Genomic DNA, 23,879 nt, shown 5'->3' on the forward strand with positions numbered 1-23,879 from the left:
GCGGAAATCTCCCGCGCGATCCGTACCGCCGCCGCGCACATCGTGTCGTCGGCGCCGATTCCGGCGATCTACCTTTCGCCTCCCGGACACCCGCGACGAGGAGGACCGTCGATGACGACGACCCGCGACACCACGACCGCGCCCGATCTCGCCTGGCTGGCCGACATCACCATGACCGAGCTGGAGCGCAACCCGTACCGGGCCTACGAGCGGCTGCGGGCCGAGGCCCCGCTCGCGTACGTTCCCGTACTCGGCTCGTACGTCGCGTCCACCGCGGAGATCTGCCGTGAGATCGCGACCAGCCCGGACTTCGAGGCCGTCATCACCCCGGCCGGCGGACGGACGTTCGGCCACCCGGCGATCATCGGCGTCAACGGGGACATCCACGCCGACCTGCGGGGCATGGTCGAGCCGGCCCTGCAGCCGGTGGAGGTGGACCGCTACGTCGACGACCTCGTCCGGCCCATCGCCCGCCGCTACCTCGAACGGTTCGAGGACGACGGGCACGCGGAGCTCGTGTCGCAGTACTGCGAGCCGGTGAGCGTGCGGTCGCTCGGTGACCTCCTGGGTCTGCAGAGCGTCGAGTCAGACAAGCTCCGCGAGTGGTTCGCCAAGCTCAGCCGCTCGTTCACCAACGCAGCCATGACCGAGGACGGCGAGTTCGCCAACCCCGAGGGCTTCGTCGAGGGCGACGAGGCCAAGGCCGAGATCCAGGCCGCGGTCGACCCGCTGATCGACAGGTGGATCGTCGAGCCGGACGACAGCGCGATCTCGCACTGGCTGCACGACGGCATGCCGCCCGGGAAGACCCGCGACCGCGAGTACATCTACCCGACGATCTACGTCTACCTGCTCGGCGCCATGCAGGAGCCCGGCCACGGGATGGGATCGACGCTGGTCGGGCTGTTCAGCGAGCCCGAGCAGCTCGAGGCGGTCGTCGACGACCCGGCCCTCATCCCGCGGGCGATCTCCGAGGGCATGCGCTGGACCTCGCCGATCTGGTCGGCCACCGCACGCATCTCGACGAAGCCGGTCACGGTGGCCGGTGTCGACCTGCCGGCGGGGACACCGGTGATCCTCTCCTACGGCTCCGCCAACCACGACACCGGCGTGTACGAGGCGCCGACCCGCTACGACCTGCACCGCCCGCCGCTGCCGCACCTGGCGTTCGGCGCGGGCGACCACGCGTGCGCGGGCATCTACTACGCCAACCACGTCATGCGGATCGCCCTCGAGGAGCTGTTCGAGTCCATCCCGAACCTGCGCCGCGACACGTCCTCGGGCGTCGAGTTCTGGGGCTGGGGCTTCCGCGGGCCGACGAGCCTGCACGTCACCTGGGAGGTCTGACATGGGCTTCACCGCGACCGTCGGCGACCGGCGGGTGCCGTGCGGGGACGACCAGGCGGTCCTCGACGCGTTCCTCCGGGCCGGCGTGTGGATGCCGAACTCCTGCAACCAGGGCACGTGCGGGACCTGCAAGCTGCGGGTGGTCAGCGGTGAGGTCGACCACCGGGACTCCCCCGCGGACACCCTCACCGCGCAGGAGCGCGCCGGCGGGCTGGCGCTGGCCTGCCAGGCCCGGCTCCGCTCGGACGCCGTCGTCGAGCCCACCGGCGGCGCCGCCGGGCGGACCACCCACCCGCTGCGCGACCTGACGGCGACCGTCCTGGAGATCGCCGACATCGCCCGCGACACCCGGCGGCTGCGGCTCGGCCTGCCCGAGCCGCTCGCCTTCGACGCGGGCCAGTACGTCGAGCTCACCGTGCCCGGCACCGACCTGCGGCGGCAGTACTCGCTGGCCAACACCGCGGACGAGGACAAGGTCCTGGAGCTGCACGTGCGGTCGGTCCCGGGCGGGGCCGCCACCGAAGGCTGGATCTTCGACGGTCTCGCCGCCGGTGACCGGGTCGCGGTCACCGGGCCGCTCGGCGACTTCGTCCTGCCCGGCGAGGAGGAGGACACCGGCGCACCGATGGTGCTGATCGGGGGCGGGACCGGGCTCGCGCCCCTGCTCGGGCTGGTGCGCACGGCGCTGGCCCGCGACCGGGACCGGCAGGTGCTGCTCTACCACGGGGTCCGCGGGGCGGCGGACCTCTACGACCTCGACCTGATCGCCGAGATCGCCGACGCGCATCCGGGGTTCTCGTTCGTCCCGGCGCTGTCCCACGAGGCGCCGCCTGCGGGGACGGCCTACCGCGCCGGGTTCCCGACCGACCTGTTCGTCGACGACGTGGCGAGCGCCCGCGGGTGGTCGGGCTGGCTGTGCGGCCCACCGGCGATGGTGGAGGCGGGCGTGAAGGCGTTCAAGCGCCGGCGGATGGCGCCGCGCCTGATCCACCGCGAGAAGTTCACACCCGCCGACGCCACCGGATGAGCCCGGCCCGGACGGGATTCGACTCGATTGTTCGGGAATCGGTCCGGATCGACGGCCGCGACATTCCGGGCGGCCCGTTCCGCCCTTTTCCGCCGGTCGACGGAAATCGCTCGCGCAATCCAGCGGGCCGGGCCGTCACGGCCCTCGCCGGGCGTTGAGCCGGGCGGCCTGGCGGGTCAGGTGGTCGCGCTCGGCGGCGTTGGACGCCTTCCGGGCGGCCTCGGCGTAGAGCCGCGCCGCCGTCGCCGGGTCACCGTCGCGCTCGTGGAGGTACGCGGCCACCGCGGTGTACCGGGGCAGCGAGTCGTCCAGCTCGGCGAGCGCGGCCAGGCCGGCGCGCGCCCCGTCCGCCTCGCCGACGGCCACCGCGCGGTTGAGCCGGACGACCGGGCTGGCGGTCAGGCGCACCAGCTCGTCGTACCACTCGACGATCTGCACCCAATCGGTCTCCTCCGCGGTCGGCGCGTCGGCGTGCAGCGCCGCGACGGCGGCCTGCGCCTGGAACTCGCCCAGCTGGTCCCGGGCCAGTGCCGCCTGCAGGATCGCGATGCCCTCGGCGATCGCCGCGGTGTCCCACCGGCCGCGGTCCTGCTCGGCGAGCGGAACCAGGCTGCCGTCGGGCGCGGTCCGGGCCGCCCGCCGGGCGTGGTGCAGCAGCATGAGGGCGAGCAGCCCCGCCACCTCCGGGTGGTCGATCGCCGCGGCGAGCCGGCGGGTGAGCCGGATTGCCTCGGCGGCGAGGTCGACGTCGCCGGAGTAGCCCTCGTTGAAGACGAGGTAGAGCACGCGCAGCACGGTCGCGACGTCGCCGGGCTGGTCGAACCGCACGCCCGCGACGGTGCGCTTGGCCCGGCTGATCCGTTGCGCCATGGTCGCCTCGGGCACCAGGTAGGCCTGGGCGATCTGGCGGGTGGTCAGCCCGCCCACGGCGCGCAGCGTGAGCGCGACCGCGGACGACGGCGTCAGCGACGGGTGGGCGCACAGGAAGTAGAGCTGGAGCGTGTCGTCCACCGCGGGCGCCGACCCCGGCTCCGGCTCGGCGTCCACCAGGTCCTCCCGGCGGCGGCGGGTCGCCTCCGAGCGGGTGGCGTCGAGGAACCGGCGCCAGGCCACGGTGACCAGCCAGCCCTTCGGGTCCCGCGGCGGGTCGCCGGGCCAGGCCCGGATCGCCTCGACCAGCGCGTCCTGCACGGCGTCCTCGGCCGCCGCGAAGTCGGCTCCGCGGCGGACGAGGACGGCGAGCACACCCGGGATGAGGCTCCTGAGCAGGGCCTCGTCCATCTCGGAGGTCACTCCGTGATGGTGGGCGGCTCGGTCAGGAACGGGCGCACCTCGAGCCACTCGTGGATCGGCTCCCCGCCCGCCCCGGGGGCGGCCGACAGCTGCCCGGCCAGCTCGACGGCGCGCTCGTAGCTGTCGACGTCGATCACCATCCAGCCGGCGATGAGGTCCTTGGTCTCCGCGAACGGGCCGTCGGTGACCGGCGGGCGTCCCTCGCCGTCGTACCGGACCCAGACGCCCTCGGGTGCGAGCGCCTGCCCGTCGACGAACTCGCCGGTCCCCTCGAGCTTCGCCGCGAAGTCGTTCATGTACTGGATGTGGGCCGAGACCTCCTCGGGTGTCCACCGGTCCATCGGCACGTCGTTGACCGCCGCAGGGGCGCCACGGTAGTGCTTGAGCAGCAGGTACTTGGCCATCGTCGTTCTCCCTCTGTGCCGGCGCGACCCATCTTCGTCGCGCTCACCCCGGGGACGGAGCCGGACGCGGGTTCTCGACATCACCGCCCGAGATTTTTTCGCCGGGATCACCGGTCCGCGTCAGCGGCCCGGCTCGGCGGGCCGATCGGACCGCGTGGCCAGGACGGCGGTGGTGAGGCGCGGGATCAGCCCGTCGTCCGCGATCCGGTAGCCGAAGTCGGCGTACGCGCGCAGCTCGCGGAACACCAGTTCCCCGAGCGGGCCCGGGTAGATCCTGCGGGCATGTGCCGCGGCGGCGCGGACCCCGGTTCGCTCGTGCATCGGCATCGCCGTGGCGTTGCCCTGGATCGGTGGGGGCGACGGGAACAGCTTGATGGTCACGGTCGGCTCCTGGTGATCTCCGTGCCCTCGGCGTCGAGGCTGCGGGGAACCTAGTGAGCACGGCGTGAGCGGGGCCGGACACGACCGGCCTCCTCGTCGATGATCACCTGCTCGCCGAGGAGCGAGATGCGCAGCATCGCACCGCGCCTCCCGGTCGGGAACGGTACTCGGGCAGCACCGGCACGCACCCGTCCAGCAGCCCGGCGCGGCATCTCAGAGTTCGACCACCAGGTCCGGGTCGAGCCGCCGGAGCGCGGCGACCAGGTCGTCACGCTCCGGCCTCGGGTGGATCAAGTACGCCCACCCGTCGGCCGTCTCGATGACGGTCGGGGTGAAGCTGGATCGCAGAGCCGAGCGTCGCAGGCGTCGGACGCGCACCACGTGCGTCCGCACCACACCCCGCTGACGTCGCAGGACCACAGTGCCGTCCGCGTCCAGGGTCACGTCGACGGCGGTGCTGGCCAGCTGCCAGCCGATCACCCCGGCGAGCCCGACCAGCACCACGGCGACACCGAACGTGACCGACGCTCCGGGTCCCGGCCCACCGACGGCCAGCACGACGACACCGCCAGCGAACAGGACAACGGAGATCACCCAGGAGGTCCAGAACCATGCGAGCCAGAAGCCGTGCAATCGCCAGTGCCGCGACGCGATGCCGTGGCCGCCGGTCGTCTCCATGCTCGGATGCCCACCCTCCGTGCCGGGGCGGCATCTCGGCGGTGGCGCCGCGTCCCCACACCGTCCGGCACGCCGTCCTCGCCGCCGGTGTGGACGGCGTTACCGCCGTACTCCTCGTCGCCGGCGGCCGCGCGGGCGCCTGCGGTGTCAGGTCGGGAACACCCGGGCCAGCCCGGACAGCAGGGCGGCCAGGCCGGCGACGCCGAGGGCGCCGCAGAAGACCGTGAAGCCGATGACGACGCCGCGCGGTGCGGCCACCGGCCGCGACTGCGCGGGGTCGCGCGGGTTCACCTGGACCCGGACGGCCTGACCGGCCTCGACGCTCCGGTCGGTGCGCAGCGGTGCCCGGCCGTCGCGCTCGTCGTCGTTCCCGTCCCGGTAGCGGTAGTGGACGGTGAGCTCCCGGCGTGCCCTCCCCGGACGCGCCGGGTCCTCGTCCCGGGACAGGCCGGTGACCTCCCCCGTGACGGCCGGCCAGTCCGGCATGTCCCGCAGCTCACGCAGCATCCTGCCCGCGCCCACCACGGCGACGATGCACAGCAGGACACCGATCGCCACCTGCGCCGATCCGTACAGGTTCATGATGCGCTCCCCCACAGCAGTGCCCCGATGCAGACGGCGACCGCACCGAGGACGACGAACACCACGCCCGAGCAGCCGTGCCCGGCGGAACCGCGGCACCGGTACTGCGAGCGGGTGGGATCGTCCGGATCGACGTGGACCGTCGCGGTCGTCCCGGGAACGGCGATGTCACTGTCCGAGAGGTCGGCCTCGGCCTCGTGCAGCGGTCCGCCGTGCGGCAGCCGGTACCGGTAGGTCACCACGGTCACGGTGATCGAGCGAGCACGGTCCCCGGTGCGGACGCGTCTGTCCTGCCGGACGGCGACGACGTCGGCCCGGACCGGCGTCCACCGACGGGCACGCCGTTCCCGCAGCACGGGACGGAGGACCTGCCCCAGACCGGCCACGACGAAGACCACGCCCATCGCAGCGAACGCGCCCGCCACCCCGCCGATCGCGGTCATGACCACCCGTCCCGCCACGACGTCGCATCGGTCATCGCGGTGACCCCGATGCCCGGTGACGCTGCACCGACCGGCCGAACCCGGCGCACCGACATCCGGTGCGACGCACCCGCACAATGGGGGCGATGGGCTCACGGGGGACAGCATGACGGGCGGCGCGGAGACGGTGGGGCGCCGCGGGTTCCTGCGGGCGGCCGCCGCGGTCCTGGGGGCAGGCGCCGTGCTCCCGGCCGCCGGTGGGTGCACGCCCGGCAGCGACCGGGCACCGGCCGGGCGAACGGACCGGCCCGACCTTCCGCCGGAAGACCGACCGGCCCTCCCACCCGGTGAGTGGACGATCGACCCGGCCCGCAGACGAGTTCGACGGCGACGCGTGGGACCCGTCCAGGTGGGCCACCGACCACTGGACGAGCGGCGGTGGGGGCCTCCACTTCGAACCCGACCGGGCGACCGTCCACGGCGGACGCCTCCACATCGAGGTCCGGCGGCCTTCCGGATCGGGTCCCTGGCGTGCCGGGCTGTTGCACTCCGCGTTCGCCATCGGTGCCGACACCTACCTCGAGGTGCGGGCGAAGATGATCCCGTTCGCGGCGAACGTGAACTCGGCGATCTGGGTGCAGCAGGAGACCGGCCCCGGGCCGGACGGCGACCTGAACGTCGAGATCGACCTGCAGGAGTACCACCAGGACAACCGGCACGCCGGACGGCAGAACGTGCGCAGCAGCGCCCACCTGTGGCGGTGGACGCCGTCGCCCCCACCGCACGCGGATCTCACGCCGAAGCTGGGCCGGTCGTTCCCCACCGGGGCCGACCTCGACCGGGGATTCCACCGGTACGGCCTGGAACGCCGCAACGGCGAGGTGAACCTCTACTTCGAGGGAACCCTGCTCCGGCAGCTGCACCGCGAGATCGAGAACCCGGAACACCGCGAGCTGCTCGCCACCCAGGACCGCCGGCTCATCCTCGCCTGCAACGGCCTCGCCCCGGGTCTCCCGGAGGCCGAGGGCGATATGGAGATCGACTACGTCCGGGTGTACACGGCCGGCCGGACCTGAGGGGCACGGTCGACCCGGACGGCCGATCTCGTTCCCGCCGACGTCGTCGGGCGCGGGAATCGCCGACACGTTCCCTACTCCCCCTGCCCCACACCCCGCTCGTGGAGGGCCTCGGCGATGGCGCTGCTGATCCTCGCCGTCCCGGTGACCGCCTTCGGCGAGTAGATCCCGAGGAACCCGCTCGGTTCCGGGCCGATCAGTTCCGCACCGGCACTCGCGTCGGCGGCGATCTGCTGCAGCTCCCGGTGGAGGTTGCCCAGTTCCAGGACGCCGAAGACGTACACCGAGGTGGCGTCCGTACGGAGCTCGACCGTCCGCGTCCTGGTGAGCCGGGCGGTCACCGCGCCGACGGGGGCATCGAGATCGACGGCTCCCTGCCGTCCCAGGATGCGGACCCGGCCGTCCCGTACGGTCAGCACGCGGTGCCGCCCGGCCATGGCGAACCTGCTGCGCTTGCATCCGACGAGCGCCACGAGCGGCGCGGGTGCCCGACTCATTCCCGCAGGCTAACCACCGGAACCGCGCCGGAGGCACGATCCTTACGCGATCCGAACACACGGCGCCGGGGGCATGCCCGACCTAGGCGGTCGCCCCCGGACGGGTGTCAGAGCGTCCACGCGTCCCTGTGGTCGCGGGGGGACTCCGCGGCGAGCCCGTCCAGCAGCCCGGCGAGCTTGGTCTGCGCATGCCGGCTGACCCCCGGTGCGCTCCGGGCGATGCCGACCTGCAACGCGTGGAGCAGGAGGACGTGCGAGACCCGGCCGGTCACCACGTCGGTCCCCATCGGGCCGACGGCCGTGCCGGCGACGAGCGGGACGTCGACCTGCTGGATCAGCGCCGAGTCGGCGAAGCTGGAGATCCCGATCGTCGTGGCACCGGCCTCCCGGGCGGCGGCGACGGCGGCCAGCGTGGGCCGGTTCGCGCCGCTGTGGCTCACGGCGAGGCACACGTCGTCCGGGGCGAGCAGGCGGGCGGTCAGGAGCTGGGCGACGTTGTCGGCCGGCGCCTCCGTCGGCCACCCGGCGCAGACGAAGCGGAACGCGGCGTCCTGCACCGGCGGTGCGGAGGCTCCCGTGCCGACGAACAGCCGCCGGTTCGCCGCGGCGAGCGCCGCCACGGCGCCGTCGACCTGGGCCTGGTCGATGGTGTCGGCGCCGAGGCGCAGGCTCTCGATCGCGGTGGCGAAGACCGCGGCCACCGTCGCCGGCTCCGGCGGGGGGCGGTCGGGGACCTCCCGCGCGAGCGCCAGCCGCAGCTGCTGGAGCCCGGTGAAGCCGAGGCTCTTGCACGTCCGCACGACGGTCGCCGTGGAGGTGCTCGCCGCGTCGGCGATCTCGGCGACCGACCAGTGCAGGACCTGCTCGGGGTGGTCGAGCAGCACCGTGGCGACCCGCTGCTCGCTGGCCACCAACCTGCCCAGCATCGCGCGGATCCTGGGCAGGGCTTCCGAGGGTCCTGGTGCCGGGCGGTTCACGGGCAGGATCATCGCAGTCCCGAGCGGACGAAGGCGTCGACGACCTGCCGCTGCAGCGCGAAGTACAGCGCGAACACCGGCAGGCAGGCCAGTCCGGACGCGGCCATCAGCGCTCCCCAGTCGTTCCCCTCGGAGGTGAGGAACGAGCGGATCCCGACCTGGATCAGGTCGTCGCTGCGGCGCAGCACCATCGTCGGCCAGAAGTACTCGTTCCACGCCCCGATGAAGGCGAGGATGGTGACCGCCGCGATCGCGGGCCGGATGTTCGGCAGCAGCACGCTGACCAGGGTGCCGAACGGTGAGCGACCGTCCATCGTGGCCGCGTCGAACAGTTCCCGCGGGAACGCGCTGACGTGCTGGAAGAGCAGGAGCACCGCGACCGCCGTGACGAGCTGCGGCAGCACGACGGCGGTCAGCGTCTCCAGCAGGCCGAGCTGGGAGATCAGGACGTAGTTCGGCAGCATCGTGGCCTGCACCGGGACCAGCCAGGTGCACACGATCAGCAGCATGATCAGGCGTTTGGCCGGGAAGTCCCACCGGGCCAGCGCGTACGCGGCCAGGACGCTGGTCAGCACCGTGCCCGCGGCCACGGCGGCGGCCATCAGGAACGTCCCGACCAGCATGGAGCCGAACGGCAGGCTCGCCAGCACGTGGGCGTAGTTGTCCAGCGTGACCGACGCGGGCACGAGCCGCCGGTCGAGCACGTCCTCGGACGGCTTCACCGACGTGGCGTACATCCAGTACACCGGGAACGCGCTCGCCAGACCCGCGACGGCGAGCACGACGTGGCCACCGATGCCGCGCCACCACGGCGGCCGGTGGCCGGTCGGTTCCGGCATCGTCGTCGGGGCCGCCCGCCCGGGCGGCGGTTCGACAGGAGTCAGCACCGTGTGAGTCCCCTCAGTTGTCGTAGAAGCTGAAGCGCCGGAGCAGCGCGAGCAGGCCGGCCGCCAGCACCCCGAACGCGGCGAAGAACACGACCGAGGCGGCCGACGCGAACCCGACGTCGAAGTTCGTGAACCCGAACTTGTAGAGCAGGTAGTAGACGTTCATGGTCGTCCCGGAGGGGCCGCCCTGGGTGAGCAGGTCGATCAGCGCGAACGACCACTGTGCCGAGAGCAGGACCGTCATCAGCGTCATGAACAGCACGGTCGGCGAGAGCAACGGCAGCGTGATCGTCCCCAGGATCCGCCGGCGGGAGGCGCCGTCGAGGGCGGCCGCCTGGACGTACTCGCCGTCGATGCCGGCCAGCCCGGCCGCGAACACGAGCACCGCGAACCCGGTGATCTGCCAGCCGGTGATGAGGATGATCGCGACGAGCGCGGTGTCGACGTTGCGGAACCAGTTGCCGGCATCGGCGCCGACGACCCCGAGCACCTGGTTGACGAGGCCGTCCTGGGTCAGCATCCACCGCCACACCGCGGCGGTCGCGACCGGCGTGACGAGCATCGGCAGGAACACCAGCGCCTGGTACACGGTGCGTGCGCGACCGCCGACCCGGCGGGAGAGCAGGGCGATCGCCATCGGGACCGCAACCGCGAACGGCAGCAGCCCCAGCACGTACCAGCCGGTGTTCACCACCGCCTGGTGCATCTCGGGAAGCGCCATCACCTCGGCGTAGTTCTGCCAGCCGACCCAGGTGGCCGGCGTGGTGGGCAGCAGGTTCCAGTCGTAGAACGACCACTCGACGGTCTGCACGAGCGGCCGGTACACCCAGACGACGAGGCCGGCGACGGCCGGCAGCAGGTAGAGGTAGGGCCGCACCCATCCCCACCCCCGCGCCGCGGCCGGAGCCGCGGCGGGGGTGGGGACCGGGCCGGCCACCGGGAGCGGGGCGGCGTCGACGAGCATCAGCGGGCGTCGGACAGGGCCCGCACGGCGGCGGCCATCTCGGCAGCGGTCATCTCGTACACCGGCTGCTCGTCCTCGTCCGGGAGCTGGACGGAGGTGACGGTCAGGTTCCCGTCCTGCACCTCGACCCGGCTGAACGCGGAGGCGGGCCGGCCGCGCAGGGTGCCGGCGGCCGCCGTCGGGTCGAAGCCGTAGGCGAGCGCACCGCCGACCCACAGGAACGTCGAGCCGATCACGCTCGCCGCCGGGACGTGCGTGTGCCCGGCGAGAACCGCGCGGACGTCGGTGCCCTCCAGCACCTCGTGCAGCACCTCCGGGGAGCGGAAACCGACGACGGCGTGCAGCTCGTCCCGCGCCGGGACCGGCGGGTGGTGCAGCACGACGACGGTGCCCTCGGGGGCCGGGGTCGCGAGCTGCGCCCGCAGCCAGGCGTACTGCGCCTCGTCGATCTCGCCGTGGTGGTGGCCGGGGACGGTCGTGTCCAGCACGACCAGCCGCAGGCCGCGGATGTCGTGGACGGTGTCGTGGCTGCGCCGGCCCGCGCCGGGATCGTCGAGCAGCTCGGCGTGGAACGCGGAACGCTCGTCGTGGTTGCCCATCACGTAGACGATCTCGGCGCCGAGCATCTGCGCGGCGGGCTCGACGAGGCTCCGCAGCCGCCGGTAGGCGGCGGGCTCGCCGGCGTCCGCCAGGTCCCCGCTCAGCACGATCGCGTCCGTGGGCACGCCGCTGACGATCGCCGCGTCGAGCGCGCGGCGCAGGTTGTCGTAGCTGTCGACGCTGCCGTGCAGCAGCCGGTCCTCGGGGACGATGTGGGTGTCGGTCAGGTGCAGCAGGCTGGTCACGATTCCTCCTGGGTGACGTCGAGGGCGGCGACGAGCGCGTCCAGCTCGTCGCCGGTCATGCCGTGGTCGAGCAGGTAGGCACGGGCGCCGCCGTACTCGGTGCGCAGGGTCCGGAGCAGCCCGTGCATCACCTCGGCGGGGCTGTCCCGGTAGATCGCGTGCAGCGCGGTGAGTGCCGCCTCGCCGAGGTGCTCCGGTACGGGCAGCCCGGCGAAGAACGACTCCGGCAACCGGGCCGCGGTGAGCGCGTAGTCCGCGGCGACGACCTCGTCGGGCACACCGGTCGCGGAGAGGACCAGCGCCACGACGATCCCGGTCCGGTCCTTGCCCGCGGCGCAGTGCACGAGCGCGGGCAGCGCGCCCGGCCGGGCCAGCTCGCGGACCGCGGCGACCAGGCCGGTCGCGCAGCCGGACAGCATCCGCTCGTAGAGCCGGGCGAGGGTCGGCACGTCGCCGTCGTCGACGAGGCCGGTGCCGCCCTCGTGGACGGGCCGGTCGAGCACCGTGATCCCGGTGCCGGCCAGCGCGCTGGGCGCCGCCGTGCGCTCGGCACTGCTGCGCAGGTCGACGACCGTGCGGAGGCCGAGTGCGACGAGCGCGGCACGCCCGTCCGCGCCGAGGTGCTGCAGGCCGGCGGAGCGGTAGAGCAGCCCCCGCGCGACCTGCCCGGTCGCGGTCGGGTAGCCGCCCGCGTCGCGGACGTTGTACGCCCCGGGCACGTCCTGGTCGCGCGGCGCGTCGAGCCCGGCGGTCACGGGACGAGCCCCTGGGCCCGCTCCTGGGATGCCCGCATGGTGGCGGCGGGATCGGCCCCGCGGTAGACGACCTCGGTCGCCGAGTCGGTGAGCAGCGTGAGGATCTGCTGGTACTCGTTGCCCGGGTAGGCGACGGTGGGCTCCAGGCGGTCGAGCTGGGCGAGGTTGGGGCGGATCAGCGGGTTCTTCGCGGCCCAGTCCTTCAGCCCGGCCGGGTCGTCGACCAGGCCGACCCGCAGCGGCAGGTAGCCGATCCCGCTGGTGATCTTCGTGTACGCCGTCTCGCTCGTCATGAACTTGATCAATTCCCAGGCCGCGGCCTGCTTCGCCGGGTCCTTCGAGAACGAGTAGAGCGCGGACCCGGAGTTCGTCGGCACGACCTCGTGGCCGGTGAAGGCCGGCATCGGGGCGGCCCGCAGCTCGAAGCCCGCCCCCTTCGCCCCCTTGATCAACGCGCTCTGGACGGCGCTGGTCTGCAGGAACATTCCCAGCTTTCCGGCCGAGAAGGCCTCCTGGGCGTCGTTGGGGTCCATGTCGGGCGAGGCACCGGACCGGACGATGTCCTGCCAGGCCGCCAGCGCGTCGACCGCGCCGCCGTCGCCCCAGCTGATCGTCTTCCCGTCCTCGGCGAGCACCCGCCCGCCCGCGGAACGGACGAGGCCCTGCAGGCACCAGTCGGCGGCCCCGGTACCGAGGCAGGAGATGTAGCCGCCGTCGGCGTCGGTCCGGCCGGTGAGGGCGAGGCCGGCCTGCTTGAACTCGGCCCAGGTCCGGGGCGGCCGGTCCGGGTCGAGACCGGCGGCGCGGAACAGGTTCGCGTTGTAGAACAGGACCGGCGTCGAGAACACGTACGGCATGCCGAACGTGGAGCCGTCCACGTCGCCCATCGTCCGGGTACGGGGGTGGAACGGGTGCTGGCCGTCGGAGCCGTCGAGGTGGGCCGCGACGGCGTCCGCACCGAACGTCTCGGTGAGGTTCACGGCGCCGAGCGAGCGGGCGGCGAACTGCCGCTCGCCGAACCCGAGCTGGGCGACGTCCGGCGGGTTGCCCGCGACGATCTGCTGCTGGACGCTGCCCGCCAGGTTCGCGATCCCGCCCTGGGGGGCCTGCGCGGTCACGTCGATGTTCGGGTGCTGCCGTTCGAACTCCGCGACGAGACCGTGGACGGTCTCGGTCCACGGCCCGGCGGTGAGCAGGTTGTAGGTCTCGAAGGTGATCGCGACCTTCTGGTCGGGAGCCAGCGCGGGGGCGGCGCCCCCTCCGGAGGCCGTCGCGGTGGTGGGTGGCCCGCCGCAGGCGGCGAGGGCCAGGCCGGCCACGGTGAGGACGGCCGGGAGCAGCCGTCGGCGGAGTCGGGGGAACATCGTGGGGGTGCTCCGTTCTCGGGTTCGGTCGGGGGGTCAACCGACTGCGACGGCGCGGTCGGCGGGCTCGTCGGCCCAGCGCAGGCGGCGCCGGGTCGTGGCGTCGAACAGGTGCAGGTCGGCCAGGGCACAGGTCAGCGCCACCCGGTCACCGGGGGCGAGCCGCAGCGGCCGGGGTCCGCGCATCGCGACCGGCGCGCCGCCGACGCGGCACTGCGCCACCTCCTCGCTGCCGAGGTTCTCGACGGCCTCGACCACGGCGTCGAGCCGCAGGGCCGCGTCGTCGGCGGCGCGCACCAGGTGCTCGGGGCGGATGCCGAGCAGCACCTCGTGCTCCGGGGTGCGGCCCGGCCACAGGTGGGCCGCCACGCCGTCGCCGTCGGCGCGGACACCGGCCTCGTCGCTGGTCACGGTGGCGGGCACGACGTTCATCGGCGGGGCGCCGAGGAAGGTGGCGACGAACACCGAGGCGGGTGCGTCGTACACCTCGGCGGGGGTTCCGACCTGCTCGACCCGACCACCGTTCATGACGACGATCCGGCTCGCCATCGTCATCGCCTCGACCTGGTCGTGGGTGACGTAGACGAACGTCGCACCGAGGTCGCGGTGCAGCGCGGCCAGCTCCGTGCGGGTCGCGGCGCGCAGTTTCGCGTCGAGGTTCGACAGTGGTTCGTCCATGAGGAACGCGGCGGGTTCACGAACCATCGCCCGACCGAGGGCGACGCGCTGGCGCTGACCACCCGACAGTTCCTTGGGCCGCCGGTTCAGGTACGGCACCAGCTCGAGCCGTTCGGCGACCGCCGTCACCCGCGCGGTGATCTCCGTTCGCCGCATCCCTTTGCAGCGCAACGGGTAGGCCAGGTTGCGGGCGACGGTCAGATGCGGATACAGGGCGTAGCTCTGGAACACCATCGCGACGTCCCGGTCCGACGGCGTCGCGGCCGTGATGTCCTTGCCGTCCAGGCTGATCCGCCCAGTGCTGGGCGGGATCAGCCCGGCGAGCATCCGCAGCAGCGTGGTCTTCCCGCAGCCGCTCGGGCCGAGCAACGCGACGAACTCACCGTCCTCCACGGTCAGGTCGACGGCGTCGACGGCGACGGTCGTGCCGAACCTCCTGCCGAGCCCTTCGATCTGGATCCTGGCCACGTGTACGTCTCCTCGTTACCCCGTGACGACCCATTCGCGTCACGTCGTTACACGGCAACGATGGCGGGCGCGACCGACGAGCCGATGCCTCCGGCATGGACGGAAAGTGACGGCCGGGCGGCGAAGTCGCGTGATCGGGTGACGCGTCCGGCCGGCTCCGTGTCGCGCCGCGGCCTGGTGCGCCGCGTGGCCCCTCCGTTTACGCACTCCGAGTGAACAGATCATGATCAGTTCACCCGTTCGCCCTACTGTCCGGCTAACCTGCCGCGGCTTCCGCTCCCCCACAGCACGACGGAGACACGACCGTGACCGACCAGGTTTCCCCCACCCCCACCCGCACCAGTCGCCGCACCGTCTTGAAGGCGGCTGCCGTCGCCGGCGGCGCCCTCGTCGGCGGGCCGATGCTGTGGACCCCACCGGCCCGCGCCGCGGGAGCTCCGGCCGGTGCCCACCTCACCTTCGGTGCGGACCCGGCGCGCGCGATGGCCCTGTCCTGGTCGACCCCGCAGCCGGTCCGCGGGGCGGTCGTCGATCTCGGCCTCGACCGGACCTACGGACTGACCCTGCCGGCGGAGTCGACCGGTGCGCCCCTGGTGGACACCATCTACCACCACGTCCGCGCGGACTCCCTCGAGCCGGGACAGCTGTATCACTACCGGCTTCGCCACGACGGCGGTGAGCCGTTCACCGGCACGTTCCGGACGGCCGCCGCCGAGTCCGGCGGGTTCACGTTCGTGGCCTTCGGCGACATGGGAGTGGGCGCGGCGGCGCAGTCGCACATCACCCGGATCGCCGCGGCCGACCCGGCGTTCGCCTTCGTCGTGGGCGACCTCTGCTATGCCGACATGTCCGGCGGGACCGCCCTGCCGGCCCAGCAGGACCCCGCCCGGTGGGACGCCTGGCTGGCCCAGATCCAGCCGAGCGCCGCCCGGGTGCCGTGGATGACCACTGTGGGCAACCACGAGATGGAGCGGGGCAGCGGCGAGCTCGGGTACCAGGGATACCTGTCCCGGTTCACGCTGCCGGGCACGGGCGCCCCCGACGGCCCGGCCACCTACTCGTTCCGCTACCAGAACGTCGGCCTGATCTCCCTCGACGGCAACGACGCCTCCTACGAGATCGACCGCAACCGCAACTACCTCGGCCACCACCAGGACACCTGGTTCGCCGAGACCCTGTCCGCGATGCGCGCCGACGAACGGATCGACTTCATCGTCGTCGGCTTCCACAACTGCATGTACTGCACCAACGCGGTGCACGGCTCGGACGGCGGGATCCGGGACCGCTGGGGGCACCTGTTCGACGAGCACTCGGTCGACCTGGTCGTCAACGGGCACAACCATTGCTACGAGCGCACCCATCCGATGCGGTCCGGCCGGCCGGTCGCCGAGGCACCGGTCGGGGCGACGGTGGACAGCGCCTCCGGCACCACCTACCTGACCGCGGGCGGTGGCGGCCAGGCCGAGTACCCGACGAGCACCCGCCCGGCCTCGTACGTCGTCGACGAGAACGGCGTGCGCGTCCCGGAGACCGCCGAGTGGTCGGCCGTGCCCTACATGGGCCACTCGATCGCCGTGATCGACGTCGAACCGGCCGGCGACGGCCGGCCCGCGACGATGACGATCACGGGTGTGGCCGTCGACGGCACCCGGTTCGACACCGTCACCCTGCAGCGGACCCGGTAGCCCCACCTCGGGCCCGGGCCGCGGCGGGTGAGTCAGCTCCGGGTGGCGAGCAGGCCTGCGCCGACGGTGCCGAACGGTTCCCGCCGCTCGCTGACCGCCGCGTGCAGCCACCGGGCGGTGGCCACGGCGTCGTGGACCACCGGCCACGGGTAGCCCATCTCGATGCGGCGTCGCGCGAACTGCTCCTGGTCGACGACCGCGGTGCGGCCGTCGTGATAGCGGACGACGTCGAGGTCCAGGTCGACCGCACGCACCGCGTCGGCCTCGACCACCGGCCGGGTGGTGACGTCGCAGTAGAGGTCCACGTCCCCGTCGGCGCCCCACCGGGCGGTCCAGCACCCCGCCGCCGGGACGAGGTGGACGAAGTCGTGGTCGTAGGTTCGCGGGGGCCCCGACCGGGGCAGCACGGGCTCCCCGGCAGGCCACAGGTACCAGTGGCCGAACTCGTCGCGGCGCAGCGGTCGCACCGGGGTCCGCCGGCCGGGCGAGCCGTCCCACTTGCGCATGCGCAGCTCGTAGGGCGTGCGCCGGATCCAGCGCGTCCGGGCCACGACGTCGGGGCGGGCCAGCTCCCGGCGGGCGGCGCGCTCGACGAGCACGGCGATGTAGCAGCGTACCGGCGCGTCCGCGAGCCCGGCGGCGGCCTCGCGGACGAAACCGGGCACCAGCTCGGCACGGGGGTCGTCGGCGCCCAGGTCGGCACGGATCCGCTCGATGACGGTGTCGAGCGCCGGCTCATCGCAGTCACGGTCGCGGATCGGGCTACGTGCGGGTCGTGAAGTCATCGGCAGGGTCCATGGGTTGCCGCCCGGGTCTGGAGCGGAGTGGCGAGGAGTGTGGCGCAGGCGGTGGCCGCGACGCCAGTGCGGCCGTCGCTCGCGACTCCGCAGCAGCTACCCGTTCGCCGGCGGGTCGGTCCGGGCCGGTGTGGAGCGCGGGCCGGGCAGGCGACCGAACCGCTGCTGGACGGCCTGCTTGCTGGTCCCGTACAGGGCACCGATCCGGGACCACGTGACCCCCGCGGCGCGGGCGTCACGGGCGGACTCCCACTCGATCTGCTCGGCCGCCTCACGGAGCTGCCGGGCGGCGTCCAGCACCTCCAGCGGGTCCGCCGATCGGGTCATCGCCCCGAGAGCCTTCTCGATGTGCCGCCGGGGACCCCGCGTCATTCGTCAACCATATCTTGACACCTCGGGTGCGGCTGTTACGGTCGTCCGCCGTCAAGGTTTTGTTGACACTCGGAGGCGAGGGGGTGGGCCGCGTGGGCAAGAAGAAGAAGGACAAGAAGGACAAGAAAAAGAAGAAGTAGCAGGTGAGGCCGCCACGATGATCGGCGGTGGCGACGGTGGCGCCCGGCCCTGCGGTCGGGCGCCACCGTCGCACGAGACACCGGTCGATCCCTCCCACCGGGGATCGTCCACGACGTCGCCCGACCGCTCCCTCGGGTTGCCTTCCGGCGACGAGGAGACGAGCATTGTCCGGCATCGATGTGGCGTCGGACACAGTGAGGTGCGTTGTGGCGGGCAGGACGAGGACTTCGGACACGCAGGCCGACGACGAGGACACGAGAAACGGATCGAGCCGCTCCACCGGGAAGTCCGACGGCGGCGCGAAGGAGCGGCAGGGCGGTTCGCGTGGGTCCACGGGGCAGCGCACCGCGACGCTCGATCTTCCGTTCGTGACGGCGGAGTTCCGGGCCCCGAATCTTCATGTGCCGAACCGCGGCGACCTCGACGCGGCGGCCCGAGGAGCGTGGTCGATGCTGCCCTCCCGCAAGTCGATGCTGTTCCTCGGCGGGCTGGCGGCCACGGTGGCCGTCGGGATGATCGAATGGCCTGTGGCCGCGGCGATCGGGGTGGGAACCGCGCTGGCCGGTCGCTCCGGCTCCGAGCGGGAGGCCTCGTCCACGTCGTCCACGTCCGGTTCGGGCGACAAGGCCTGACGCGTCGAGCACGGTGTCGAGGTTCGTGACCGGCTTCCCTGCGACGGCGGACGCCGTATGTGGCAACGCCTGATCGACGCGGCCGCCGGCACGATCGGCACCGTGGTCGGCGTGGCCGCGGGAGCGGCCGAGCTCGTCACCACCGCCGCCACCGGCGCCGTCTCGGCGGCACCCGGCCGGGTCCACGTCCGGATGCGCGGCGTGCACCTGCCCGGGGCGGCGGACCGGGTCGAAGAAGTGCTCCTCGCCCACGAGGCGGTGCACCGGGTCGAGGTGAACGCGGTCCTGGGCGACGTCCTGGTCGAGTTCGACCCGGAACGGGTCGACGGCGCCGCGGCGATACGGCTGGTCCGGGACGCCGAACGGACATGCGAGCTCACCACGGCCCCCCACGCGAGCCCGGACCATCCCGCCGACCCGGGCACGGTGCTCCGGGAGGCGACGCTGGCCGGGCTGAACGCAGTGGGAATGCTGGCTGCGGCGGTCGGCACGCCCCGGGTGCGGGCGCCGATCGGGTTTCCGCTGTCGGTGCTCCCGCACGTCGACGCGTCTCCGGCCCTGCGCGCGGCGTTCACGAAGGTACTGGGCGAACCCCTGGCGGATCCGCTGCTGGGCGGGATCGCGGCGTTCTCCAACACGACCGGCCGCCGGCCGGTCGGCCTGCTCGTCGACGGTGTCCACCGCGCTGCCCGCCACACCGAGGCACGGGCCCGCCGCCGGTCCTGGACGGAGTGGGAGACCGGACTCGCCGGCCGGGCCGGATCCCATCGCGCCACGGCAGTGCCGGCCGGTCCCCGCCCCGTCCCGCTACCGCCCGGCCCGGTGGAGAAGGTGGCCGACCGGGCTGCCGTCGCGACCCTCGCCGGGTCGGCCGCTCTGCTCGCGGCGACCGGCGCCACTCCCCTCGTCGACGCCGCACTGAGCGCCGGCCTGCCCAAGGCGGCGCGGGCGGGCCGGGAGGCCTACGCCGCCCGGCTCGGCCGTGATGCTGCCGTCCGGGGGTGCCTGGTCCTGGACTCGTCGGCGCTGCGCCGGCTCGACCGCGTGGACACGATCGTGCTCGACGCCGGGATCCTGCAGACCGGACGCCACGCCGTGGACGCGGTACTGCCGCTGACCGAGGACTCCGGCGCGGAACACTCCGAGCTCGTCGAGCGGGCGCACGACCTCGCCGATCCGCACCGCCCGGGACGGCGCCGCGGCCGGGACGGCTGGAGCATCGGGCCGATCGGCCGGGCACCGGCCGCGGCGGTGGCGGCGCGAGCCGCGGAACTCGCCGACCGGTCGTCCCGGGTGCTCGTGCTGCGCCACGGGGACGAACCCGTCGCGGTCGTGGGGGTGTCGGAGACGCTCGATCCGTTCGCCGAGGCCGTCGTGGCGGCGGCCGGTGAGTCCGGGCTCGTGCTGATCGGGGGCCCGGCCGATCTCGTACGACGCTCGGGGGGCGACGGTGCGGTGCCCGGCGGCGCAGCACTCGCCGGCTCCGTCCGCGAGCTCCAGCGCACCGGGCACGTCGTCGCCCTGATCGGTGGGAGGGACGCCGCACTGGCTGCCGCCGATGTGGGGATCGGCATCGGCACGCCCGGATCCCGGCCGCCGTGGGGCGCCGACGTGCTGGTCCGGGACCCCGGCGAGGCGTGCCTGCTGCTGGGTGCCGTGGGCCCGGCCCGGCAGGCGAGCCTCCGGGCCGCGCAGCTCGCCGTGGCGGGCTCCGGGCTGGGTGCCCTGCTCGCCGTGCTCGGTCCACCGGGGCGCGCCGCCGCCCGGGCCGCCGTCGCCGTGCACGCGGCCGCACTGTGCGCGCAGGCCCTCGGGACCTGGTCGGCCATGGCGGTGGCCCGCCGCCCGGCGCCGATAGCGGCGGACCGGACGCCGTGGCACGCCATGTCACCCCGGGTCGTGCTGGACACGCTGAACAGCTCCCGCACCGGACTCGCCGAGGCCGAATGGCGGCGCCGCAGCCGCGAGCGCCCGCGGCAGGTCGGTCCGGAGGAGCTCGGGCTGGTCAGGGCCTCCGTGGACGAGCTGGCCAACCCGATCACCACGACGCTGACCGCCGGCGCCGGGGTCTCGGCCGCGACCGGGTCGCTGCTCGACCCGATGCTGATCATCTTCGTGCTCGGGGTGAACGCCCTCATCGGCGGCGTGCAGCGGGTCAGCGCCGACTCGGCGCTGCGCACCCTGCACCACAGCAGCGCCACCCGGGTCCGGGTGCGGCGCGGCGCGGCCGACGAGGACCGCACCACCGACGAGCTCGTGGACGGCGACGTGATCCGGCTGCAGGCCGGTGACTCCGTACCCGCGGACTGCCGGGTGCTGTCCGCGCACGACCTGGAGGTCGACGAGTCGTCGATGACCGGTGAGTCGGTGCCCGCGGCGAAGTCACCGCAGGCGACCGGCGCCCGCACGGTCGCCGACCGCCACTGCATGCTCTACGAGGGCACCACCGTCGCCGCCGGACGCGGGGACGCGGTCGTCGTCGCGACCGGGGACCGCACCGAGGCCGGCCGGGTGCTCCGCGCGAACGGCGACCAGGCCCCGCCGACCGGCGTCGAGACCAGGCTGCGCGAACTGACCGCCCGCATCCTGCCCGTCTCGGTCGGTGCCGGACTCGCGTTGATCGTGGTCGACCTGCTGCGCCGGCGACCGGCCACGGCCGCGCTGACCCGGGCGGTGAGCCTCGCGGTCGCCGCGGTCCCGGAGGGGCTCCCGTTCGTCGCGACCGTCGCCGAGCTCGCGGCCGCCCGCCGGCTCTCCCGGCGCGGCGCGCTGGTGCGCAACCCGTCGACCATCGAGGCGCTCGGACGGGTGAACGTGCTGTGCTTCGACAAGACCGGAACCCTCACCGAGGGACGGATCAGCCTGCGCCGGGTCTCCGACGGGACCCGCACGGCGACCGTCGACGAGCCCCTGCCACCCGGCCTGCAGGACGTCGTCGCCGCGGCAGTGCGGGCCAGCCCGTTCCGGGCCGACCCGGCGCGGGTCCCCCACCAGACCGACCGGGCGGTCCTGCGCGGCGCCCACACGCTCGGCATCACCGCCGACCACGGCCAGACCTCCGTCGAGCTGCTCGACGAGCTGCCGTTCGAATCGCATCGTGGCTACCACGCCGTGCTCTGGCGGGGCCGCGCCGGCAACCGGATCAGCGTCAAGGGCGCACCGGAGGTCGTCCTGCCGCTCTGCAGCACCCGCCACCGGCACGACGACGGCACGCGGCCGTTCGGCACCGACGACCGCGGCACGATCGACGCCGAGATCCACCGGCTCGCCGGGGAGGGCCACCGCGTGCTCGCCGTGGCCGAACGACCCGCCCCCGACCACACCCGGCTCGCCGACGCCGACGTCGAGCAGCTCGAGTTCCACGGGCTCGTCGCGATGGTCGATCCCGTCCGCCCCACGGCCGCGCAATCCGTCGCCACCCTGCGCGGTGCCGGCGTCGAGACCGTCATGATCACCGGAGACCACCCGAGCACCGCCGAGTCGATCGCCGCCGAGCTCGACTCCGTCAACGGGCGCACCGTCGTCACCGGCCCCGACCTGGACGAGATGAGCGACGCCGAGCTCAGCGAGGCGCTGCCGCGCATCGCCGTCTACGCCCGGGTCAGCCCCGCCCAGAAGGCCCGCATCGTCCGCCTGTACCAGGCGGACGGCCACCCGGTGGCGGTCACCGGTGACGGCACCAACGACGCTCCGGCGATCCGGCTCGCCGACGTCGGCATCGCACTGGGCACCCACGCCACGCCCGCCGCCCGGGAGGCCGCGGACCTCGTCGTCACCGACGACCGGATCGAGACCATCACCGACGCCATCGTGGAGGGCCGCGGCATGTGGTCCTCGGTCCGCGACGCCCTGTCCATCCTGCTCGGCGGCAACCTCGGCGAGGTCGCCTACACCGTGGGCACCGCACTGTTCGGCGGGACCGCCACCCTCAACGCCCGGCAGCTGCTGCTGGTCAACCTGCTCACCGACGTCCTGCCCGCCATGGCGGTCGCCGTCCGGCCGCCGCCCGACACGAGCCCCGCGGAACTGCTGGCCCACGGGCCGGAGGCCTCCCTCGGCACGTCCCTGACCCGGGACATCCAGGTGCGGGCGGCCATCACCGCGACCGCGGCTGCCGTGGCCTGGTTGCTGGCCCGGCCGGTGAGCACCCCGGGACAGGCCAGCACGACCGGCCTGGTCGCGCTGGTCGGCGGCCAGCTCGGCCAGACGCTCGCCGTGCGCGGACGCACCCCGCTGGTCGCCGTCGCTGTCGTCGTCTCGCTCGGGCTTCTCGCCGCCACCGTCCAGCTCCCCGGCCTCAGCCGGATCGCCGGCTCCACACCCCTGCTCCCCCACCAGTGGGCCATCGCGCTCACTGCCAGCACGGCCGCGGCCGCGGCCCAGCTCGTGGCCCAGCGCCTGCTCACCACCGGCTGAACACGGTCGTCATCCCGTCGCAACCCGGTGTCCAACTGCCGCGCCCCCGACGCTCACCGGAACCGGCGACGCTGACCGGAGTCGACCGGAAGGTGGAAGCCATGAACGAGATCCTGGGCGCGGTACTGGTCGCAGTGGCAGCGAGCCTGCTGGAGCGCGTGGCGGTCTACCTCGCGCAGACCCTGTGGGGTTCGGTCCGTCCCGCCGCCACCTGACCACCCGCGCGGCGGCGACGGCTCCGGACGTCCCCGTGCAGCGTCCGGGGTGCGCGCGCCGTCGTCGTGACCGGAGCTCGTGCTGACCGGCGCCCGGTTCACAGCCGGTGTTCGGCGACGATGTGGGCGGCGTGTCGTGCTGCGGTGTCGGGTCGGTTCCGGGCGATGGCGGCGTGGACGGCGTCGAGGACGGCGCTGTGCACGAGCCGGCTGGCGCGGGCCTCGACGTGGTGACGGGTCTCGTGCGAGCCGGCCACGAGGGCGTGGTCGCAGACCTCGGTCAGCGGGGACCGGTGAAAGCTGGTGATGCCGACGGTGGCCGCGCCGGCGTCCCGGGCCGCGGTGACGGCGGCGAGTGTCTCGCGGGTCTGGCCGGTGTGGCTGATGGCCAGGCATGCAGCGTCCGGCCGGAGGAGGGCGGCGCCGACGTGCTGGACGTGAACGTCCGGGGGCGCTTCGGCGAGCAGCCCGATCGACCGGAACCGGTAGGCACAGTCCTGGGCCAGCGGCGCCGATGTGCCGACCCCGACGACGAGGACGTGCCCGGCCCGGCCGAGGACGTCGACGACCGCGGTGAAGATCTCGGGGTCGACGGTGGACGCGGCGGTGGCGAGGGCGTCGGCGCTCGATCGCAGTACCGAGCTGAGGATCCCGCTCGGGCCCTCCACCGGCTCGGACACGGTCTCGGCGGGGCGGGCCGACTCGGCGGCCAGGCGCAGCTTCAGGTCCCCGAACCCGCGGAGGTCGAGGTCCTGGCAGAACCGGACCACGCTGGCCATCGAGGTACCGCTCTCGACGGCCAGGTCGGTGACGGTCAGCTCGACGATCCGGGCGGGGTCGCGCATCACGACCTCGGCGATGCGCCTGCCGGTCGGTGACAGGCTCGGGCTCAGTCCCCGGATCCGTTCCCGCACCGACCCGCTGAGCCGTTCGCCCGGCTCGCCGGTCTCCGTCGTCGAGGTGCTCACACCGACGA

23 protein-coding genes are annotated in these 23,879 nt (G+C 73.7%); 6 read left to right on the forward strand and 17 right to left on the reverse strand.

Annotated features, from left to right (window positions below; genetic code table 11):
- The first annotated feature begins 111 nt into the window (after nucleotides 1-111).
- Together H7X46_RS25875 and H7X46_RS25880 are read left to right on the forward strand one after the other, a co-directional pair.
- Entirely contained in the window at nucleotides 112-1,347 is a 1,236-nt protein-coding gene (locus H7X46_RS25875) for a cytochrome P450 (RefSeq protein WP_186361829.1), read from the forward strand.
- A gap of 1 nt (nucleotide 1,348) precedes the next feature.
- Nucleotides 1,349-2,374 (forward strand): 2Fe-2S iron-sulfur cluster-binding protein, encoded by a 1,026-nt coding sequence (locus tag H7X46_RS25880; protein WP_186361830.1) that lies wholly within the window; start codon nucleotides 1,349-1,351, stop codon nucleotides 2,372-2,374.
- A gap of 135 nt (nucleotides 2,375-2,509) precedes the next feature.
- Here the strand turns inward: H7X46_RS25880 and H7X46_RS25885 are convergent, their stop codons facing one another.
- The 6 genes from H7X46_RS25885 to H7X46_RS25910 all read right to left on the reverse strand — a co-directional run bounded on the left by H7X46_RS25885 (nucleotide 2,510) and on the right by H7X46_RS25910 (nucleotide 6,155).
- Nucleotides 2,510-3,655 carry an RNA polymerase sigma factor gene (locus tag H7X46_RS25885; RefSeq protein WP_186362916.1) on the reverse strand — a complete coding sequence of 382 codons (1,146 nt, stop codon included), beginning with the start codon at nucleotides 3,653-3,655 and terminating at the stop codon, nucleotides 2,510-2,512.
- A gap of 8 nt (nucleotides 3,656-3,663) precedes the next feature.
- Complete coding sequence (locus H7X46_RS25890; RefSeq protein ID WP_186361831.1) at nucleotides 3,664-4,071, reverse strand: YciI family protein; 408 nt, start codon at nucleotides 4,069-4,071, stop codon at nucleotides 3,664-3,666.
- A 120-nt stretch (nucleotides 4,072-4,191) separates the two neighbouring features.
- Nucleotides 4,192-4,452, reverse strand: a complete 261-nt coding sequence (locus H7X46_RS25895; protein WP_186361832.1) for a hypothetical protein — start codon at nucleotides 4,450-4,452, stop codon at nucleotides 4,192-4,194.
- A gap of 213 nt (nucleotides 4,453-4,665) precedes the next feature.
- Nucleotides 4,666-5,130 carry a hypothetical protein gene (locus tag H7X46_RS25900; protein WP_186361833.1) on the reverse strand — a complete coding sequence of 155 codons (465 nt, stop codon included), beginning with the start codon at nucleotides 5,128-5,130 and terminating at the stop codon, nucleotides 4,666-4,668.
- Nucleotides 5,131-5,277: 147 nt separating this feature from the next.
- Complete coding sequence (locus tag H7X46_RS25905; protein ID WP_186361834.1) at nucleotides 5,278-5,712, reverse strand: DUF3592 domain-containing protein; 435 nt, start codon at nucleotides 5,710-5,712, stop codon at nucleotides 5,278-5,280.
- Entirely contained in the window at nucleotides 5,709-6,155 is a 447-nt protein-coding gene (locus H7X46_RS25910) for a DUF3592 domain-containing protein (protein WP_186361835.1), read from the reverse strand. The genes H7X46_RS25905 and H7X46_RS25910 overlap by 4 nt, the downstream gene beginning before the upstream one ends.
- A 326-nt stretch (nucleotides 6,156-6,481) precedes the next feature.
- Here H7X46_RS25910 and H7X46_RS25915 point away from each other — a divergent pair, with 326 nt between their 5' ends.
- The gene (locus tag H7X46_RS25915) at nucleotides 6,482-7,210 is read left to right on the forward strand and encodes a glycoside hydrolase family 16 protein (RefSeq protein ID WP_186361836.1); all 729 of its coding nucleotides are present in this window, start codon (nucleotides 6,482-6,484) and stop codon (nucleotides 7,208-7,210) included.
- Nucleotides 7,211-7,284: 74 nt separating this feature from the next.
- On the opposite strand, the gene H7X46_RS25920 is transcribed toward H7X46_RS25915, so the two are convergent.
- From H7X46_RS25920 to H7X46_RS25955, 8 genes are all read right to left on the reverse strand, one after another.
- Entirely contained in the window at nucleotides 7,285-7,707 is a 423-nt protein-coding gene (locus H7X46_RS25920; RefSeq protein ID WP_186361837.1) for a hypothetical protein, read from the reverse strand.
- Nucleotides 7,708-7,814: 107 nt separating this feature from the next.
- Nucleotides 7,815-8,696: a MurR/RpiR family transcriptional regulator gene (locus tag H7X46_RS25925; RefSeq protein ID WP_255426223.1), complete on the reverse strand. Its 882-nt coding sequence runs from the start codon at nucleotides 8,694-8,696 to the stop codon at nucleotides 7,815-7,817.
- On the reverse strand, nucleotides 8,693-9,571 hold the full coding sequence (locus H7X46_RS25930) for a carbohydrate ABC transporter permease (RefSeq protein WP_370588972.1): 879 nt from the start codon (nucleotides 9,569-9,571) through the stop codon (nucleotides 8,693-8,695). Before H7X46_RS25930 ends, H7X46_RS25925 begins: the two co-directional genes overlap by 4 nt.
- 13 nt (nucleotides 9,572-9,584) lie before the next feature.
- The gene (locus tag H7X46_RS25935) at nucleotides 9,585-10,535 is read right to left on the reverse strand and encodes a carbohydrate ABC transporter permease (RefSeq protein ID WP_186361839.1); all 951 of its coding nucleotides are present in this window, start codon (nucleotides 10,533-10,535) and stop codon (nucleotides 9,585-9,587) included.
- Nucleotides 10,535-11,380, reverse strand: coding sequence for a metallophosphoesterase (locus tag H7X46_RS25940; protein ID WP_186361840.1), 846 nt, complete (start codon nucleotides 11,378-11,380; stop codon nucleotides 10,535-10,537). Before H7X46_RS25940 ends, H7X46_RS25935 begins: the two co-directional genes overlap by 1 nt.
- Complete coding sequence (locus tag H7X46_RS25945) at nucleotides 11,377-12,135, reverse strand: tyrosine-protein phosphatase (protein ID WP_186361841.1); 759 nt, start codon at nucleotides 12,133-12,135, stop codon at nucleotides 11,377-11,379. Before H7X46_RS25945 ends, H7X46_RS25940 begins: the two co-directional genes overlap by 4 nt.
- Nucleotides 12,132-13,499 (reverse strand): ABC transporter substrate-binding protein, encoded by a 1,368-nt coding sequence (locus H7X46_RS25950; protein ID WP_186361842.1) that lies wholly within the window; start codon nucleotides 13,497-13,499, stop codon nucleotides 12,132-12,134. The genes H7X46_RS25945 and H7X46_RS25950 overlap by 4 nt, the downstream gene beginning before the upstream one ends.
- 36 nt (nucleotides 13,500-13,535) lie before the next feature.
- A complete protein-coding gene (locus tag H7X46_RS25955; protein ID WP_186361843.1) occupies nucleotides 13,536-14,645 on the reverse strand; it encodes an ABC transporter ATP-binding protein in 1,110 nt (369 codons plus the stop codon).
- Nucleotides 14,646-14,950: 305 nt separating this feature from the next.
- Between H7X46_RS25955 and H7X46_RS25960 the strand changes: the two genes are divergently transcribed.
- Nucleotides 14,951-16,330 carry a metallophosphoesterase family protein gene (locus H7X46_RS25960; protein ID WP_186361844.1) on the forward strand — a complete coding sequence of 460 codons (1,380 nt, stop codon included), beginning with the start codon at nucleotides 14,951-14,953 and terminating at the stop codon, nucleotides 16,328-16,330.
- Nucleotides 16,331-16,362: 32 nt separating this feature from the next.
- Here H7X46_RS25960 and H7X46_RS25965 read toward each other — a convergent pair whose 3' ends face one another.
- Nucleotides 16,363-17,115 (reverse strand): DUF402 domain-containing protein, encoded by a 753-nt coding sequence (locus tag H7X46_RS25965; RefSeq protein ID WP_186361845.1) that lies wholly within the window; start codon nucleotides 17,113-17,115, stop codon nucleotides 16,363-16,365.
- Nucleotides 17,116-17,223: 108 nt separating this feature from the next.
- Nucleotides 17,224-17,499 (reverse strand): hypothetical protein, encoded by a 276-nt coding sequence (locus tag H7X46_RS25970; RefSeq protein WP_186361846.1) that lies wholly within the window; start codon nucleotides 17,497-17,499, stop codon nucleotides 17,224-17,226.
- 509 nt (nucleotides 17,500-18,008) lie between these two features.
- Between H7X46_RS25970 and H7X46_RS25975 the strand changes: the two genes are divergently transcribed.
- Nucleotides 18,009-18,272, forward strand: coding sequence for a hypothetical protein (locus H7X46_RS25975; protein ID WP_186361847.1), 264 nt, complete (start codon nucleotides 18,009-18,011; stop codon nucleotides 18,270-18,272).
- Nucleotides 18,273-18,329: 57 nt separating this feature from the next.
- Nucleotides 18,330-22,688 carry an HAD-IC family P-type ATPase gene (locus H7X46_RS25980; protein ID WP_186361848.1) on the forward strand — a complete coding sequence of 1,453 codons (4,359 nt, stop codon included), beginning with the start codon at nucleotides 18,330-18,332 and terminating at the stop codon, nucleotides 22,686-22,688.
- 313 nt (nucleotides 22,689-23,001) lie between these two features.
- Here H7X46_RS25980 and H7X46_RS25985 read toward each other — a convergent pair whose 3' ends face one another.
- A complete protein-coding gene (locus tag H7X46_RS25985) occupies nucleotides 23,002-23,871 on the reverse strand; it encodes a MurR/RpiR family transcriptional regulator (protein ID WP_186361849.1) in 870 nt (289 codons plus the stop codon).
- Between the last annotated feature and the right edge of the window lie 8 nt (nucleotides 23,872-23,879).

Origin of the sequence: Pseudonocardia sp. C8, from assembly GCF_014267175.1 — a bacterium.
Lineage (GTDB): Bacteria > Actinomycetota > Actinomycetes > Mycobacteriales > Pseudonocardiaceae > Pseudonocardia.